Annotated in this window: 20 protein-coding genes; 14 read left to right on the top strand and 6 right to left on the bottom strand. The window is 34.7% G+C overall.

Going from position 1 to position 17,421, the window contains the following annotated elements; translation table 11 throughout:
• Positions 1 to 110: 110 nt before the first annotated feature.
• The gene (locus tag D7004_RS18435) at positions 111 to 425 is read left to right on the top strand and encodes an ArsR/SmtB family transcription factor (protein WP_123207304.1); all 315 of its coding nucleotides are present in this window, start codon (positions 111 to 113) and stop codon (positions 423 to 425) included.
• 67 nt (positions 426 to 492) lie between these two features.
• A complete protein-coding gene (locus D7004_RS18440; RefSeq protein ID WP_123207305.1) occupies positions 493 to 963 on the top strand; it encodes a DUF6428 family protein in 471 nt (156 codons plus the stop codon).
• 147 nt (positions 964 to 1,110) lie between these two features.
• On the opposite strand, the gene D7004_RS18445 is transcribed toward D7004_RS18440, so the two are convergent.
• Together D7004_RS18445 and D7004_RS18450 are read right to left on the bottom strand one after the other, a co-directional pair.
• Positions 1,111 to 2,001, bottom strand: coding sequence for a hypothetical protein (locus D7004_RS18445; protein ID WP_167459536.1), 891 nt, complete (start codon positions 1,999 to 2,001; stop codon positions 1,111 to 1,113).
• Between the two features lie 85 nt (positions 2,002 to 2,086).
• Positions 2,087 to 2,791 carry a DUF2490 domain-containing protein gene (locus tag D7004_RS18450; RefSeq protein ID WP_123207306.1) on the bottom strand — a complete coding sequence of 235 codons (705 nt, stop codon included), beginning with the start codon at positions 2,789 to 2,791 and terminating at the stop codon, positions 2,087 to 2,089.
• Between the two features lie 242 nt (positions 2,792 to 3,033).
• Between D7004_RS18450 and fabV the strand changes: the two genes are divergently transcribed.
• From fabV to D7004_RS18465, 3 genes are all read left to right on the top strand, one after another.
• On the top strand, positions 3,034 to 4,227 hold the full coding sequence (gene fabV / locus D7004_RS18455) for an enoyl-ACP reductase FabV (RefSeq protein ID WP_123207307.1): 1,194 nt from the start codon (positions 3,034 to 3,036) through the stop codon (positions 4,225 to 4,227).
• A gap of 106 nt (positions 4,228 to 4,333) precedes the next feature.
• Positions 4,334 to 4,876 carry a GNAT family N-acetyltransferase gene (locus tag D7004_RS18460; RefSeq protein ID WP_123207308.1) on the top strand — a complete coding sequence of 181 codons (543 nt, stop codon included), beginning with the start codon at positions 4,334 to 4,336 and terminating at the stop codon, positions 4,874 to 4,876.
• Positions 4,877 to 5,201: 325 nt separating this feature from the next.
• Positions 5,202 to 5,654 (top strand): cold-shock protein, encoded by a 453-nt coding sequence (locus D7004_RS18465; RefSeq protein WP_109926476.1) that lies wholly within the window; start codon positions 5,202 to 5,204, stop codon positions 5,652 to 5,654.
• A gap of 292 nt (positions 5,655 to 5,946) precedes the next feature.
• On the opposite strand, the gene D7004_RS18470 is transcribed toward D7004_RS18465, so the two are convergent.
• Positions 5,947 to 6,138 carry a hypothetical protein gene (locus D7004_RS18470; RefSeq protein WP_123207309.1) on the bottom strand — a complete coding sequence of 64 codons (192 nt, stop codon included), beginning with the start codon at positions 6,136 to 6,138 and terminating at the stop codon, positions 5,947 to 5,949.
• A gap of 104 nt (positions 6,139 to 6,242) precedes the next feature.
• Between D7004_RS18470 and D7004_RS18475 the strand changes: the two genes are divergently transcribed.
• Positions 6,243 to 6,929 carry an SIMPL domain-containing protein gene (locus D7004_RS18475; RefSeq protein ID WP_123207310.1) on the top strand — a complete coding sequence of 229 codons (687 nt, stop codon included), beginning with the start codon at positions 6,243 to 6,245 and terminating at the stop codon, positions 6,927 to 6,929.
• Positions 6,930 to 7,027: 98 nt separating this feature from the next.
• Complete coding sequence (locus D7004_RS18480) at positions 7,028 to 7,339, top strand: hypothetical protein (RefSeq protein ID WP_123207311.1); 312 nt, start codon at positions 7,028 to 7,030, stop codon at positions 7,337 to 7,339.
• Positions 7,340 to 7,657: 318 nt separating this feature from the next.
• On the opposite strand, the gene serS is transcribed toward D7004_RS18480, so the two are convergent.
• Entirely contained in the window at positions 7,658 to 8,929 is a 1,272-nt protein-coding gene (serS, locus tag D7004_RS18490; protein WP_123207313.1) for a serine--tRNA ligase, read from the bottom strand.
• Between the two features lie 115 nt (positions 8,930 to 9,044).
• On the opposite strand from serS, the gene rsmI reads away from it, so the two are divergent.
• The 6 genes from rsmI to D7004_RS18520 all read left to right on the top strand — a co-directional run bounded on the left by rsmI (position 9,045) and on the right by D7004_RS18520 (position 13,667).
• A complete protein-coding gene (gene rsmI / locus D7004_RS18495; RefSeq protein WP_123207314.1) occupies positions 9,045 to 9,758 on the top strand; it encodes a 16S rRNA (cytidine(1402)-2'-O)-methyltransferase in 714 nt (237 codons plus the stop codon).
• Between the two features lie 39 nt (positions 9,759 to 9,797).
• Positions 9,798 to 10,451, top strand: a complete 654-nt coding sequence (locus D7004_RS18500) for a PH domain-containing protein (RefSeq protein ID WP_123207315.1) — start codon at positions 9,798 to 9,800, stop codon at positions 10,449 to 10,451.
• Between the two features lie 75 nt (positions 10,452 to 10,526).
• Entirely contained in the window at positions 10,527 to 12,176 is a 1,650-nt protein-coding gene (gene lnt / locus D7004_RS18505) for an apolipoprotein N-acyltransferase (RefSeq protein WP_123207316.1), read from the top strand.
• Positions 12,148 to 12,618 (top strand): DinB family protein, encoded by a 471-nt coding sequence (locus D7004_RS18510; RefSeq protein ID WP_208646883.1) that lies wholly within the window; start codon positions 12,148 to 12,150, stop codon positions 12,616 to 12,618. The genes lnt and D7004_RS18510 overlap by 29 nt, the downstream gene beginning before the upstream one ends.
• A gap of 6 nt (positions 12,619 to 12,624) precedes the next feature.
• The gene (gene lspA / locus D7004_RS18515; protein ID WP_123207317.1) at positions 12,625 to 13,140 is read left to right on the top strand and encodes a signal peptidase II; all 516 of its coding nucleotides are present in this window, start codon (positions 12,625 to 12,627) and stop codon (positions 13,138 to 13,140) included.
• Positions 13,141 to 13,250: 110 nt separating this feature from the next.
• Positions 13,251 to 13,667 carry an OsmC family protein gene (locus tag D7004_RS18520; RefSeq protein ID WP_123207318.1) on the top strand — a complete coding sequence of 139 codons (417 nt, stop codon included), beginning with the start codon at positions 13,251 to 13,253 and terminating at the stop codon, positions 13,665 to 13,667.
• Positions 13,668 to 13,736: 69 nt separating this feature from the next.
• Here the strand turns inward: D7004_RS18520 and D7004_RS18525 are convergent, their stop codons facing one another.
• Positions 13,737 to 14,426, bottom strand: coding sequence for a response regulator transcription factor (locus D7004_RS18525; protein ID WP_123207319.1), 690 nt, complete (start codon positions 14,424 to 14,426; stop codon positions 13,737 to 13,739).
• 79 nt (positions 14,427 to 14,505) lie between these two features.
• Positions 14,506 to 16,146, bottom strand: coding sequence for an NAD+ synthase (locus D7004_RS18530; RefSeq protein ID WP_123207320.1), 1,641 nt, complete (start codon positions 16,144 to 16,146; stop codon positions 14,506 to 14,508).
• Between the two features lie 226 nt (positions 16,147 to 16,372).
• Between D7004_RS18530 and gldB the strand changes: the two genes are divergently transcribed.
• A complete protein-coding gene (gene gldB, locus D7004_RS18535; protein WP_123207321.1) occupies positions 16,373 to 17,407 on the top strand; it encodes a gliding motility lipoprotein GldB in 1,035 nt (344 codons plus the stop codon).
• Positions 17,408 to 17,421 lie beyond the last annotated feature (14 nt).

Raw genomic sequence — 17,421 nt, forward strand, 5'->3', positions numbered from 1 at the left:
TTCTAGTAGGATATAGTATTATTATTAAACAAAGCTTACTTAAATAACCATCAAACAAATTTCCAATTGCAAAAACTATATCGTAATATTGCAATATAAAAATATTAACCATGGGTGCTACCAAAACAGAATATTTTACCGATAAGCAAAATCAAATTGCTACGATAGCAAAAGCACTTGGTCATCCGGCTAGAGTTGCAATTATAGATTATTTATTAAAAGTAAATGCATGCATTTGTAGCGATATTGTAACTGAACTGCCATTGGCACAACCAACAATCTCCCAGCATTTAAAAGAACTAAAAAGTGCTGGTTTGATAAAGGGAAATATAGAAGGAAATGCAATTTGTTATTGCATCGATGAAACAGCATTCAACATTTTAAAAAATTACTTTTCAAATGTTACTTCAATCGTATCAGAATAAAAGTGCTGTTAAGCATTTTTTTACTATGCTCAATCGTAATATTGCATTATAACAATAAATAGAAATTATGAATCTTTCAGAAATTAAAAATCATTTAGCTACAGTAGAAACTGTAAACTTTAAATTGCCAACAGGCGATTTTGTTCCAGAACATTTTCATGTTACAGAGGTGGGTTTGGTTACAAAGCATTTTATTGATTGTGGTGGTGTAGAACGCTTAGAAAAGGTTGTAAATTTTCAACTTTGGGATGCGAATGATTTCGAACACCGCTTAAAGCCTGCAAAACTTTTGAATATTATAAGGCTTTCAGAAGAAAAGCTGGGTATTGAAAATTTAGAGATTGAGGTAGAGTTCCAATCTGATACCATCGGTAAATATGACTTGTCTTTTAATGGAAAAGATTTTGAATTGATAGCTAAAAAAACTGCCTGCTTAGCTCCTGATAAATGTGGCATTCCGCAAAGCAAACAAAAAATACAGTTGGTTCAACTTAATACATCATCAGCAGCATGCACACCTGGAGGAGGTTGTTGTTAACATCTAAAAAAATAACGAAATGAAGATTACACTATTCAAGCACCTAACTAAGTAATTGGTCCGCTGGTTGAAGTACCAGCGTTAATTTTACTAGTTAACGTTGCTTTCTGGTTTAAACGAAAATGGTATGCTACAGCATCTTAATTACTAAAATTGCACACCAACTACCCACATGTTTTCTAAGTAATTAATTTTTTGACTTGCTTTATCAGAATCATTAAAGCCAGTTGTGTGTACATTTTTTAGATTTGTAGCACCAACTTTTGTCGTATTTTGAATATAAATATTTTTCCACACGTAAAATTTTAAACCAAGCTTTGCAGATACACCATAACCAGCCACATTAAAATTGTTGTTTCTACCCAAACCAAAAAGTCGCACATCAGAACGCGGAACCATTAATCCCGCACCAATTCCTGTTTCTAAAGTTAATGATGTGTTTCCTCCAGGAGCAACCCAAATATCATCATAACGCTCAACTTCTACATTGGCGTAATTGAAACCATCGGTATGCTCGTAAGTAAGCATGCTTTCTTTCACATTAATTGTTTGCCCGTTATAATTGCCCGCCATTAAACCGGTTGATACATTTTGTGTAGAAATATTTGCGCCAATGTTTCCGGTAATTGCCACGTTTTGAGGAATATCCATCACGTATTTCATATGGTCCCAACCTAACGAGATGCTATAATTATCTTTAATAAAATAACCAACACGAATATTATATTGAGGAACAGTAATTAATCCCGGATTAAGATAGGCCCAACTTAACTTTGATTGTCTGTCGTGAGCAACAACATCTTTTAACGTAAAATCATAATTCGGACCCTGAAACCTGATATCTGACTTATTGTACCAAGAGTGATTATATCCCCAATGGAAATAAAAATCACCTTTACGTGAGTCCTTTCTTTTATGCTCTGGATCAAATAAGCTTTTTGATGTTGGGGCAACATCCGTTGTAGATGTATTAAGCTGTTGGGCATTTATCCGCCTGCCGAATAACAGCGCTAAAAATAGTAACGAAAATCTTTTCACAAAGCAAATTGAGCAAAAAGGATTATCAATTACAACTGCTTAAACATTTTGTAATAGTTCTGATACAAAAAATGACTTACAGATTTTAAAACCTGGTATAAAGAGCTAATTGAACAATATTATTATTGGTATGGCTACTTGTATTTTTTATGGCTTGGTTCATATAGCCAACTTCTGCATCAAATTTTTTAGAGAAACGATAACCGCCCGCAAGGTATATTCGGTTTTGGTCGAAGGTGCTATTGTTTATTTTTGCCTTGTTTTGAAAGTTTAAGAAAACCTCATTTTGTAGCGCAACGAAAGCACCTTTGGTAAATGTTGGTTGGGCTTTTTGTAAAGGCTTAATTAATCTAATAAAATACCTGAAACGTTGTGCAAAAACATCTTCATTTGCCCTTTCTATAAAGCGCTGTTCTACCCTAACTCTATGGCTTGCAAAAATTGATTTGATTTTATGAGTGTAGATGTATTGTTCAAATATTCTATGTTCATCAAAGAAAGTAGCTGCACTTCCGTCTATTTGATTTTGAGTAGTTTGCCACAGATAACCAAGTGCAACATTATGTTTATCGTTTATAAAATATTGAATCGCTGGCCGAACCAAAGTATTTCTAACATACTTACAGTCATCTGCAGAACGAACCTGAACATCAAACTGCAAGCCCCATTTTTTATTAATTTTGGTATTATTCAGCAAAAAAAGCCAACCAGTGTTTTGATACTGAGTTTGTGCAGAAAGATTAGTTAGCGCAGCAAAACACAATAAGATTAGAAATATTAATTTTTTCATAAGGGAATTAAACCGATTTATCTGATGCCGCTAATTTAATAGAAAATTAAGAAAGCAGACCACTTAACACTGCATTAATATACAAAGCCATTCAATTTGGTAATTAAATAACTGTTTATTTAAATTTCATTTAGCGTTAAGCAATTAAAAATTTATCTTCGTTAAAGAATTTTATTGTTAGGCAAGTTTTTAATTCCTAAAATTTAACTTTCTACTTTATACAAAACGTAAAAGAAAAAAAAATGATTATTGAACCAAGAATGAGGGGCTTTATTTGTTTAACAGCGCATCCTGATGGTTGTGCCCAAAACGTAAAGAACCAAATTGAATATGTAAAATCTAAAGGTGCCATCAACGGGCCAAAAAAAGTATTGGTAATTGGTGCATCAACAGGCTTTGGCCTTGCATCAAGAATTACGGCAGCTTACGGTTCTGGTGCTGCTACCATTGGTGTATTTTTTGAAAAAGCACCTTCAGCGGGCAAGACCGCATCTCCAGGATGGTACAATAGCGCAGCTTTTGAAAAAGAAGCACATGCAGCAGGTTTGTATGCAAAAAGTATAAATGGAGATGCATTCTCCAAAGAAATTAAAGAGCGGACATTAGCAACCATTAAAGCCGATTTAGGTCAGGTAGATTTAGTAATTTACAGCCTTGCTTCTCCTGTGAGAAAACATCCTGATACAGAAGTTTTACATCGTTCTACTTTAAAACCAATCGGCGGTACTTACACCAATAAAACAGTTGATTTTCACACCGGAAATGTTAGCGAAATTTCTATCGAACCGGCAACAGAAGAAGATATTTCAAATACGGTAGCCGTAATGGGTGGAGAAGATTGGGCGATGTGGATTGACGCCTTAAAAGCAGAAAATCTACTGGCTGAAGGTGCAACAACTGTTGCTTACTCTTATATTGGTCCGTCGTTAACCGAGGCGGTTTACCGTAAAGGAACAATTGGCCGTGCGAAAGATGACCTGGAAGCAACAGCCTTTACAATTGCCGACAAATTGAAAGATATTAACGGTAAGGCTTATGTTTCTGTTAACAAGGCTTTGGTTACACAAGCGAGTTCGGCTATTCCGGTAATTCCCTTATATATTTCATTGCTTTACAAAATAATGAAAGAAGAAGGTATTCACGAAGGTACAATAGAACAAATACAGCGCTTATATGCAGAGCGATTATATACAGGCAGCGATGTTCCTGTTGATGAGAAAGGAAGAATTAGAATTGATGACTGGGAAATGCGTGAAGATGTACAAGCAAGAGTTGCTAAACTTTGGCAAGAAGCCACAACTGAAACCTTACCTGCAATAGGCGATTTGGCAGGTTACCGTTCCGATTTTTTAAGTTTATTTGGCTTCGAAATTGATAAAGTTGATTATCAAAAAGATGCGAATGAATTGGTAGAAATTGAAGGTCTGGTTGAATAAACAGCGAAATAATAAAATTCTCGAAACGATTGCTTTAACCGCAAATTGATTCAAATTAAACAATTAACGGCCGACCTAAAAATCGGCCGTTTTTAATACCACAAAAATGTATTTCGATTTACAACCATCTTTAAAAAACGAGCTTATAAGTGTTATGCCACTTAAAGCTGATGATTTTAAAAGTCTCTATGCTGTTGCGTCAGACCCGCTAATATGGGAGCAGCATCCTAATAAAGACCGGTACAAAAAAGCTGTTTTTGAAACGTTTTTTAAAGGTGCAATGGAATCAAAAGGCGCTTTTATTGTTTACGATAATGAAACTGGTGAGGTTGTAGGCAGTTCTAGATTTTATGATTTAGAAGAAGATAATTCTATCGCTGTCGGCTATACATTTATTGGAAGGAAATTTTGGGGTAAAGGTTATAATGCATCACTAAAAAAGTTGATGTTAGATTATGCATTCCAATTTGTAGATAAAATAAATTTACACATCGGAGCAACCAATTTTCGCTCGCAAAAGGCAGCTGAGAAATTGGGTGCAGTAAAAGTTAGCGAAATAGAAATAGCATATTACGGCGAAGCAATTAAATGGAATTTCCTATATCAAATTGATAGAGATAAATGGCAGAAAAAATTAGATGCAATATAGTTTTTTGCCACAGATTAAAAGCTTAGCCGAACATCTAACTTCTTTCTATTCTGTGATTTCAGTGCCTCTGTGGCGAAATTAAATACAGATGAATTTGCCACAGAATCACAGATTTGCACTGAACTGGGTATTTAATTTTTAGATCCCTAATTTTCTGAGCCTATGTGGCAAAATAAACCACAAATTTGTGATAATAATTTAAAATTATTCCTTTCAAATAATTACACACAAATTGAATAAAATCGTATTTCTGCTTTAGTATTGTTATATTTGTATCAATCTGATTTCCACTCACTCCACTTAAAAACAAAACAATTAAATAAATATGGCTAAATCTCAGGCAACATACAGTAAAAAAGAGAACGAAAAAAAACGACTAAAAAAGCAAAAAGACAAGCAAGAGAAAAAAGAAGAACGTCAGTCTAATGCAAAAAAGGGCTTAGCTCTTGAAGAAATGTTTGCATACGTTGATGAAAATGGTAATATCTCCTCTACCCCACCAGATCCGAAAAAGAAAAAGGTATTTAACATCGAAGATGTTCAAATTGGTATAACAAGACAAGAAGATATTATTGACGAAAACCCTGTGAAAAAAGGAACGGTTACTTTCTTTAACGATAGTAAAGGTTATGGTTTCATTAAAAACACAGAAACTCAAGATAGTATTTTTGTTCACGCTAATGGTTTGGTTACACAAATTAAAGAAGGCGATAAAGTTACGTTTGAAGTAGAAATGGGTCAAAAAGGACCAACTGCTGTTAAAGTTTCAAAGGTTTAAATACCTAAAATTAGTATTCCAATTTGTAGTTTACTCCAACTGCAACACGATTAAAATTCTGCAGAATATTCTGCTGCGCCAGGTTTTATAAACATTTATATTTCCGTCTATTTAAGCATAAAACCTTGCGCATAATTTTTTTCAATTTCTAGTATTTTTATTTAAAAAATCAAGGTTCTGTAGTGCTTTGGTAACAGCAGTCCCGCCATCGCTTATAGTCCTCATTTTCGCTTCGCTACCATTCCGGGCTATACGCTCTGTCGGGTTTAAGTGGCAAAAACTGCAGTTCTTTTTAAAATAAAATGCCGTTTGAAGAAATATTATCTACAGAAGATAGATAGTTAAATGCCCTTATACATAACATATCTGCTTTTCCACTTTGTGTTATGATAGTTGTACAACCCTTTGTTTTTAAACCCGATAGGAGTGAAAAGCCCACAGCGTAGCGAGGACTTGCAACGAATAGCGGGGCAGGTTTTGCCATCAATTACGTACGTTCATTTTCTATAAAATAAAAAAAATATTAATCTCGGTGTGGAATTTGTATTAAAACAACATCATTACAGCACACACAAAAGAAAAATAAATATGAAAAAGTTAATAGCAATTGCACTCGTTGCATTTTTTGGTTTATCTACAGCGATGGCGCAACAAACAGATTTACGCCGCAAAATTAATGTTAGTGGTAGCGCAGAAACAGAAGTTACACCAGACATTATTTACATCAATATTTCGCTAAAAGAATATTTAAATGGAAAGAAAAAAGTAGAAATTACCGATTTGGAAAAACAACTTTATGCAGCGGTTCAAAAGGCTGGAATTGCTAAAGAAAACTTAACCATTAGTAATTTAAGTAGCTGGAATTACGCTACCGAAAAAAAGAAAAATCCTGATTTTTTGGCTAGTAAACAATATCGTTTAAAAGTTGGCGATTTAAATAAATTTGACGGGATACTAGAAGCAATTGACCCGAAAGGAATTGCCAGCACAAATATTGAAAGTTACGATTACTCGAAAATTGAAAGCTTAAAAAAGGAACTTAAAATTAAAGCATTACTAGCTGCAAAAGAAAAAGCCGCTTACATGGTAGAGGCACTAGGCGATAAATTAGGTGGCGTAATTGAAATACAGGATGGTGGCGACAATGTTATACAACCAGTTTACAGAAACTACATGATGAAATCGGCGATGGCTGATGCAGAAGCTGCACCTGAAATAGATTTTAAGAAAATTAAGCTAAACTTTACTGTAAACGCCATTTTTGAAATTAAATAACCTATTTAACATTTAGTTTAATGCTTTTTAAAGCCTACCGGAACATTTTGGTAGGTTTTTTGTTAAACAGACATTAAACACTAAAAAAATTAAATATTATGAAAAAATTTATTTACACTTTAGCTCTTATTTTTAGTTTAGGAGTTAGTTTTAACACAGTACAAGCTGCTGAAAAAGCTAAAAACCCAACAGAATTAACTTCTGAACAATCTTTAAAGTTAGAAAAGATTAAAACTCGTGTTGAAGAAATCAGAGACATGGATAAATCTAACTTAACTAAAGCAGAACGTAAAGCTTTACGTAGCGAATTAAGAGAATTGAAAGGTCAGGCTCGTGCAGTTTCTGGTGGTGTTTATCTTTCTGTAGGTGCAATTATCATCATCATCTTATTGTTAATTTTGATTTTGTAATCCACAAAGCATTCAAAATACATCTATCTATAAAAACGAAAAGCTTTGCAGCAATGCAAAGCTTTTTTTGTGTTAATATTTTTTTGAAAGATTGTAATTCGGCAGGAGTAATAGTTAGCGTTGGTATTGGTCTAAACCCAGCATCTTTCGTTTGAGGCTGAGGCTGTATCATAAATACGAAATGTCATCCTGAGCCTGTCGAAGGACCTATAACAACTACCATTTGTGGCGTTTCGACAAGCTCAACGTGACAAGATTCAATGATAAATTGATTTATGATACAGCCTCATTCACTAACTGGCTTTCAAAGGGTGAGATCTAATCAATCATATCAAAACCAGTATATTTTACCAAAACCTCAGGAATTTTAATTCCGTTCTCTGTTTGGTAGTTTTCTAAGATTGAAGCTACAATACGCGGCAAAGCTAATGCACTTCCATTTAAGGTATGTGCCAATTGTGCTTTACCTTCTTTGCCTTTAAAACGAATTTTCGAACGGTTACTTTGAAACGTTTCTACATTAGAAACTGAAGAAACTTCTAACCAACGCTCTTGTGATGCACTCCATGTTTCCATATCGTAAGTCATTGCAGAGCCGAAACCCATATCACCTCCACATAAACGTAAAACGCGGTAATGTAAGCCCAATTTTTGTAATAAGCTTTGCACATAAGTACTCATATCTTCCAAGGTTTCATAAGATTTATCCGGATGAGTTACTTGTACTAATTCTACTTTATCAAACTGATGCAAACGGTTTAAACCACGAACATGAGAACCATAAGAACCCGCTTCTCTTCTGAAACATGGTGTATAAGCTGTGTTTTTTATTGGCAACTCATCTTCTTTTAAGATAACATCCCGATATAAATTGGTAACAGGAACTTCTGCAGTTGGTATTAAATACAAATCATCAACTGTTGAGTGGTACATTTGCCCTTCTTTATCTGGCAGCTGACCAGTACCAAAACCCGAAGCGGCATTAACCAAATGTGGTACTTGCACTTCCTTATAACCAGCAGCAATAGCTTCATCTAAAAAAAAGTTAATTAAAGCCCGCTGTAACCTCGCTCCTTTTCCTTTATAAACTGGAAAACCTGCACCGGTAATTTTAACACCAAGTTCAAAATCGATTATATCATATTTTGTAGCCAGTTCCCAATGTGGCTTTGCATCTTTTGGTAACTGAGCTGGTTCTCCATTTACTAAAACAACTTCATTTTCTTCAGGTGTTGTTCCTGGTTTAACTAAGTCGTGAGGCAAATTGGGTAACAGCACTAATAAATTAAACTGAGCTTTCTCCAGTTCAGTTAGCTTTTCGGTAAGGCTTTTTATGTTTTCCTTGCAAGTAGTAGTTTGTACTTTAATGGCTTCAGCTTCTTCTTTTTTTCCAGCCCGCATTAAATCCCCAACTTGTTTAGCAGCTGCGTTTGCTTCTGCAGAAATACTATCAAGCGAAGTTTGAGTTGAACGACGTTCCTCATCAATCTTGATGATTTCATCAACCAACTCTGGTTGTTTAAAGTTACGTACACTTAAACGTTCTAAAACTTTCTCTCTATTTTCGCGGATATAGTTAACTTGCAGCATTATTTAATTTTTTTACAAAGATAATAATTAAGTCGTCATTGCGAACGTAGTGTGGCAATCTCTCTCAATAAGATTGCTTTGTCGTTCCTCCTCGCAATGACGAACTCTTGATACTATGGATGGAAAACTATTTCTCGTACCAACCCCGATAGGTAATTTGGAAGATATAACCTTTAGGGCTATACGCATTTTAAAGGAGTGTGATCTGATTTTAGCCGAAGATACTCGTACAAGTGCACCAATGCTTAAACATTTTGGTATCGATAAAAAGGTATTTTCACACCATCAACATAATGAGCATAAAGCAACTTCAGAAATTATCAAATTTTTAAATGAAGGGCAAAAAATTGCTTTAATTTCTGATGCAGGCACTCCTGCAATTTCCGACCCAGGTTTTTTCTTGGTACGTGAAGCGATAAAAAATGAAATTCCGGTAGAGTGTTTGCCAGGCGCAACAGCATTTGTTCCGGCACTTGTAAATTCTGGTTTACCAGCCGATGCTTTTTGCTTTGAAGGATTTTTACCCGTTAAAAAAGGGCGACAAACAAAATTTAAAAAGCTTGCTGAAGAAGAACGCACCATTATACTTTATGAAAGTCCGCATCGTTTGCTGAAAACATTAGAAGAATTTGCACAATACTTAGGTGCAGACAGGCAAGCATCAGTAAGTAGAGAATTAACAAAAATGTTTGAAGAAACTGTACGCGGTACATTATTAGAAATAAAATCACATTTTGAACACAATACTTTAAAAGGAGAATTTGTAATTTGCATTGCAGGTAAACCAGCTACAAAAAGCAAAAATAAATATGATGATGCTGAAGAGTAGAATCAAAACTTTTAAATTCAATCAATTTTTAAAAACATTATGATTAGCATAGATAGATTTTTAAGTGACGAACAAGACCCAAAAGCGGTTGAAAAAGTTATCGGAAAATTAAACGACCTTTTAACTACAGGCGAAGAAATTTTATATTTAGCAGTGCAGAAAAAACCTGCTGTAAACTTGTTACCTGATAGCATTGCCATCACCAACAAGAGAATTTTTTATTGTGAACCCGGCAACTTAGGTTTAACCATGAATTTTAAAGACATATCGTGGAAAAGCGTTAAGGAAATCTCTTTTAAAGAAGAATTATTTGGTTCGAAGTTTATTTGCGTTCCGCAGCATGGCGAAAATATTGTAACCGAATTTATCCCGAAAGTGCAGGCAAGAAAACTGCATCAAGCCGCGAATCAGCAATTAGAAGAATATAAAGAATTGCTGCATCAACAAAAACTGGAAGAAAACCGGGCTATGGCATCAACAACGAGCACAACTCCGCAACCATTTGCAGATTTTGCTCCAATTGAAACCCCAAAAGCTGAAGAACCTGAACCACTTCAAATTGCAGAAGTTATAGAAGAACCAGAAGATGAGGCAACATTAAAACTTCGTAAACTAAAAACTTTGTATGATAAACACTTAATTACACAAGAAGAATATGAAGCAAAAAAATCGGCAGTTTTAGATAGTTTGTAATGCTCGATCGTTAAGTTGAGCTTGTTGAAAAGCTTGTGTTCTTCGACAAGCTCAACTTGACAAATCTCCTTAAAAATGAAATCGAAACAAACTTACTCCCTCGCCTTATTAAGCGCATTTCTACTTTGGCTGGCCTGGCCGCCAATGCAGTTTACAGCACCTTTGTTGCTAATTGCTTTGGTTCCATTATTTATTGCCCTCGAAAATATTTGTAACAACCAAATAAAAAAAACCGGCAAACGTATTTTCTTAACGGCTGGGTTAACTTTTTTTATTTGGAACACAGCATCAGTTTATTGGGTTTATAATGCCATAAGTGCTTATAATAATGATCCGATTGGTTTAGTCGTTTCATTTTTCGTTTCCTTGATCCCATACGGATTAGGTGCCTTACTCATGACATTTGCTTTTTGGCTATTTTATCGTTTAGGTAAATACGTAAATAATAAAATCGCTTATTTAGGGTTGATTTCCTTTTACATCGCTTTAGAATACTTGCAACAAACCTGGGATTTAGCGTTTCCCTGGATGACTTTAGGCAATGGTTTTGCAGCCATGCACCAATTGGCACAATGGTACGATTATACAGGAGTTTACGGCGGTTCGCTTTGGATTTTAATCAGCAATATTTTAGCTTTCGAAGCTTACAAGAAATTCAAATCACAGAAAGGCTATTTAAAGTTTAGGGCTGTAGGAATTTGGGCTTTAGTGGTTATTATTCCCGTCACAATTTCTTTAACAAAATATTTTAATGCGGTAGAGCAAGGTACACCAAGCAATGTGGTTGTTGTTCAGCCGAACATCGACCCATATCAAAAACTCGAAACAATTCCACCAGCAGAACAAATTCGAATTTTAACACATCTATCCGATTCTATCGGACAAACCAACACCGAATATTTCATCTGGCCAGAAACTGCAATTCCCAATTATGCAGATGAAGATAGAATTCGCAGTAATCCCGATTTCCTTACCTTACAAAGCTTTTTAAGTAAATACAAAAACGGAACGTTAATAACAGGTATCGAAAGCGTCAAATGGTATCAGGATAAGAAAACGATTTCAGCAAAAAAATATCCAGATGGCATGTACCTCGATAACTTTAATTCTGCCATGCAAGTTGAAAATTCGGCTAATGTAGAATTTTACCATAAATCGAAATTGGTTCCTGGAGCAGAGAAAATGCCTTTTCCACAAGTGTTTTCTTTTCTGAATGGTGTATTTTCTAAGCTCGGCGGAAGCGTTGGTGGCTGGGGCTGGCAAGATAAACCTAGCGTTTTATACGCCCAAAGTGGTATCGGTGTTGCACCAGTTGTTTGCTACGAAAGCTTATGGGGCGATTGGATTGGTCAGCAAGTAAAAGAAGGCGCACAATTTATTGCCATCATTACAAACGATGGCTGGTGGGGAAATACTTCTGGAAAAGACCAACATCAAATGTATGCAAAACTGCGAGCCATTGAAACCCACCGCGATATTGCCCGTTCCGCAAATACAGGCATTTCATCATTCATCAATCAACGTGGCGATGTAATTCAAAAAACAAAATGGTGGACTAGAACCGCTATTAAAGCTGATATTAACTTAAATGATGAGATAACTTTTTATGTTAAGGCTGGAGATGTTATTGCCAAAGTTTTAAGTGTATTGGCTATATTATTGGCGTTGATAATTCCTTACAATAAATGGGTAAAAAATGATAGACCTGCTCGCCCAACAATATAATTTAGTTTTATCATCCAGAAAAACAATTTTGGATTACATTAAAACTATATCAGAAGAAGATTTCTTGCAAGAGCACAGCACTTTTGGCAGAGGTTCTATTCGCAATTTGCTAGTTCATATTTGTGATACGTATTCAGCGTGGATTGGAGAAAGAGCTTTAAACAAGATTATAAACTACAAACCATTTGAATATTATAAAAATCTTGATGCATGCATCATTTATTTCGATGTAGTTAACGCTTATCTCAACGAATTTTTTAAAGCCTACGCGGATGATTATAATGTTGTAATAAAAATTAATAGGAATGGGCAAATCCTAGAGGAGAGTCCAATCCATCTTTTTACCCATGTCATAACGCATGAGTTTCACCACAAAGGACAAATCATGTCCTTAAGCAGGCACTTAGGTTATATACCTGTGGATGCAGATATTATACGCTAAACCAATATGACTTCAAAACATACATTCAGGAGAATATTTTTAATTTTTTTTATGCTTCTTAATATCGGTTGTGACCAAATTTCTAAAAATATTGTAAGAAACAGAATAAGTGATTATGAGCATATTAGCATCATTAAAGATAGATTTACACTTACCAGAGTAGAAAATACAGGCGCTTTTTTAAGTCTAGGCGACCAAATGCCATATATTTTTAGACTGATAATTTTATCGGGATTGCCGCTTCTTTTTTTAGGTTATGGCTTATATTACCTTTTCGCTAACCGCAATTTGCCCCATAGCATGCAAATTGCCTTATGTTTTTTAATTGGTGGAGGGATTGGCAACTTATATGATAGAATTGTTCATGGCTCGGTAACAGATTTTATGCACTTAGATTTTAAAATTTTTGAAACAGGTGTATTTAATTTTGCAGATATTTCGATAATGATTGGCGTTGTTATTTTATTATTTCAATCGATAAAAAGCAAAATTAAACATAGAGTTGTAATCGAAAGAGACTAAAATATTCAGTTAAATATCACACATGCTTAATGGGAATTCGTGTTTTATCAACAAACATATAATTATCTTTATTTGTTAAAAGTCTAAAATCAACTCAAAATATATTCAACATGAAAAGAAATGCAACAGCCGTATGGCAAGGTTCGGGTAAAGAAGGCAAAGGAAATTTAACAACCCAAAGTACAACATTAAGTAACACACAATATTCATTTGGTTCTCGTTTTGCTGAGGGCATTGGTACAAATCCCGAAGAATTAGTTGCTGCAGCACATGCTGGATGCTTTACCATGGCCTTATCATTTAAAATTGATGAAGCAGGTTTTACAGCAGAAAATTTGGAAACAAAGTGTGTTATCAATTTAGATCCATCACAAGGCAAAATCACAGAATCTCATTTAACATTAACCGCAACTGTACCGGGTTTATCGCAAGAAAAATTTGATGAGTTGGTGGCCGATGCAGAAAAGAATTGCCCTATATCGAAGTTATTGGATACAACAATTTCGGTTGATGCTACATTACTATAAAATTTAATCATTTTGAGCCAGCCGAAAATTTTTTTAGTATTTCGGCAGCTCAAAGTGATAATTATTGTCTCATATTAAATCGAAAGCCCTTGCATATTGTGCAATTTCGTACGATGTTTTCGCATTAAGTTTATCTCTTATATTTCTCCTATGCGTATCAACCGTAGTAGAAGAAATATGCAATTCTGAAGCAATTTCAATTGAACTTTTACCTAAAGAAATTTCTTTTAAAATGGTTTTTTCACGCCTGCTTAATTTAGAAAAGTTCCCTACGTTTTTTCTTAAAAAATTATTTTCCTCTAATAATTTATCGGCTTTTGCAGCCATGTGGTGCATGGCATCAATAGGTATAGAAACTGTTATAGTTAAAACAGGTTTATCGTCGTTATCACGCAAAAATATGTTAGTGCTAGATAAATGCCATCTCCAGTTATCATCATCAGGAAATTTTAATTGCTGATAATAACTAAGCGTATCTTCTTTATTATTGGCATGCATAAATGCACCTATTTTTGGAACATAGTCTTTAGCATCCTCTTCATTAAAATACCTTGAATAATATTCTGCATTGGTTAAATTACATACTTGCTCTAAGGTGAGTTTAAGCTGTGCCAAACCCCGGTCACTCATATAAACTACCGTCCAGTTTTCGGTTTCATGTAAAATTACTACCCCAGGAATTTGATTGAAGCCTTCTGCATAGCTATCTATTAAAGAATGCATTTCGGCAGTAAGCGTGGGTTTATGATAACTAACCATGAGGAACGTTAAGTTTAATGATTTATACTAAAATACTCAAAACAAAGTAGATAGCAAAAAAATTAAAGCTTTTGATGACTTATATCAAGTACTTACCAACAATTGGCATACGCCTACCCATTCCGAAAGCTTTTGGCGATACACGCAAAATTGGCGGAGTTTGATAACGTTTAAATTCTGCAACGTTTACCATTTTCAAAATTCGCCTTACTAAAGCCTCATCAAAACCTTTAGCAATTAATGCGGCTGAACCTTGTTTTAATTCGATGTGCTGATATAAAATTTTATCTAAAATGTCGTATTCCGGCAGCGAATCTGAATCTTTTTGATCAGGTCTTAATTCTGCAGATGGTGGTTTAACAATCGTATTTACTGGTATAATTTCTCTTTCCTTATTAATGTATTTGGCCAATTGAAAAACCTGCGTTTTGTAAACATCACCAATAACACCAATTGCGCCACACATATCGCCGTACAAAGTTCCATAACCAACAGCGCACTCGCTTTTGTTAGATGTGTTGAGCAAAATATAGCCAAATTTATTGCTCATAGCCATTACGATTGTACCACGAATTCTGGCTTGGATATTTTCTTCTGTTAAATTAAATGGCAAACCTTTAAATGCTGGTGCCAATATATTATCAAAAGCTTCAGCAGCATCTTTTATCGGGATAATTTCGTGCATGCAACCAATGTTAGAAACCAAATCCAATGCATCTTGTACTGAATGATCGGAAGAAAATTTAGAAGGCATTAAAACCGCCATTACATTTTCTGCCCCTAAAGCCCGGCAAGCTAAGGCGCAAACTACAGCAGAATCAATTCCACCAGATAAACCCAAAACGGCCTTTGTAAATCCAGATTTTTTGAAGTAATCTTGAATACCCAGTACCAAAGCGTCGTGGATTTGTTCAATATCTGTTAACCTTTCTGGTTGTGGATATTTATTTCTAACATTTTCTACTTCAGTTAAATCAAACACCTGCAAATCTTCTTCAAAATATTTCATTTCGGCCTTCATCGCACCATCGGCATCAAAAACTAACGATCCTCCATCAAATATTATTTCTGTTTGTGCACCAACCTGATTGACGTAAAACACAGGCAAATGGTATTTTTTTGCGTTATCAGAAAGTACTTTAATCCGTTCATCATCGTGGGTATAAGAAAAAGGAGATGCAGCAATATTTATCATCACATCAGGCTGCTCTTTAATTAAATCATCCATCGGGTTAGAAACGTATAACGGATTATCGTTAATATTCCATAAATCTTCGCAGATGGTTAGCGCAATCCTCTTTCCTTTAAAATCAATACATTTAAATGAGGTAGCAGGTTCAAAATAACGATATTCATCAAACACATCGTAAGTTGGAAGCAAAGCCTTTTTTGCAATAGATTTAACCTTTCCATCTTCGATAAAATAAGCAGCATTAAATAAATCTTTACCCTGCAAAACATCATTTTTTATGGGCAAACCAATAATGCAAGCAATATCTGTACAGTGCTTTGCAATTTCTTGGGCTGACTGCTCACATAGTGATATAAACTCCTCTGATTCGAGAAAATCTCTAGGTGGATAGCCACAGATTGCCAATTCTGCAAATACAACTAAATCGGCACCCTTATTCTTAGCCAATTGGATATTGCTAATTATTTTTTGTGTATTAGATTCGAAATTGCCGATATGATAGTTAAGTTGCGCTAAAGCTATTTTCATGTTATATAATAATTACTGTTGCTATATCATAAGAGTTTTAAGACGAAAAAATTGTGCCCTCTTGTGAATTATCATTCAAATTTATAAATACTCTGATAATAAACCGAGTTTGGATTAATATATATAATTACCTCACAGTATTGTTAGATGTAATCCATGTTGATTGAGAATTTATTTTTTTATTGCATTCGCTTTTGCTGCCCGGTTTTCTATAATTTTGATACGAATGAAAAATCGATTAATACAAAAGCACTTTTATCTATTCTTTCTGTTGGCAATTATCATTGTATCCTGTAAACAAAATCACCGCCCAGATGTAAGCAATATAGCTATTGACGTAAAAATTGAGCGCTTTGATAATGATTTACTTGCCGGGAAAGGAAAAAATGTAGCACAAACTGACGCTTCATTACAGAAAAAATATGGCTTTTTTTACGACGACTATATCCATAAAATGGTTGGAACGCCAGAATATAGCAATGCAGAAATAATAAATACGCTTTACAATGACCCTGCTTACACCGATTTAATGAAGGAGGTGCAAAGTATTTACCCGAACCTTAAATTGCAGGAAGAAGGCTTAACCGAAACCTTTAAATACATTAAATACTACTATCCAAATATCAAAGTACCACGATTTATATCTTTTGTTTCGGGTTTTTCATATCCAACGCCTATTGGAGAAGGCTACTTAGGAATTGGCTTGGATACATTTTTGGGTAAAGACAGTAAATTTTATCGGGGAATTGTAGAAAGTGTTCCCCTTTATTTATCGCGACGGTTTACTCCGGATAATATTGTACCACGCGTTGCTGAAACTTTTGCACATGAAGAACTTTTCCCAGAACCAGATGAAAACAGAACTTTATTATCAAAAATGATTTTTCAAGGGAAGATTTTATACTTTATGGATGAGGTTTTGCCAGAAAGCGTTTCTGACTCTACAAAAATTGGCTACACATCTAATCAGTTAGGATGGGTACAAAATTTTGAATCAGATATTTGGGCATATTTTTTGGAGAACAATAGTTTGTATGAAACAGATTACCAAAAAATTCAGGTTTATTTATCTGACGGCCCATTTACACCGGGATTAGGTGAAAACCGGGAATCGGCACCAAAATTAGGTGTGTGGACAGGCTGGCAAATTGTTAGAAAGTATATGAAAGAGCATCCAAACGTTTCTTTGCAGCAATTAATGAAAGATAATGATGCACAAAAGATTTTAAATGAATCGAAATATAAACCTAAGAGAAAATAGCTTTTTCATTTTTT

Source organism: Pedobacter jejuensis (genome assembly GCF_003725795.1).
GTDB lineage: Bacteria > Bacteroidota > Bacteroidia > Sphingobacteriales > Sphingobacteriaceae > Pedobacter > Pedobacter jejuensis.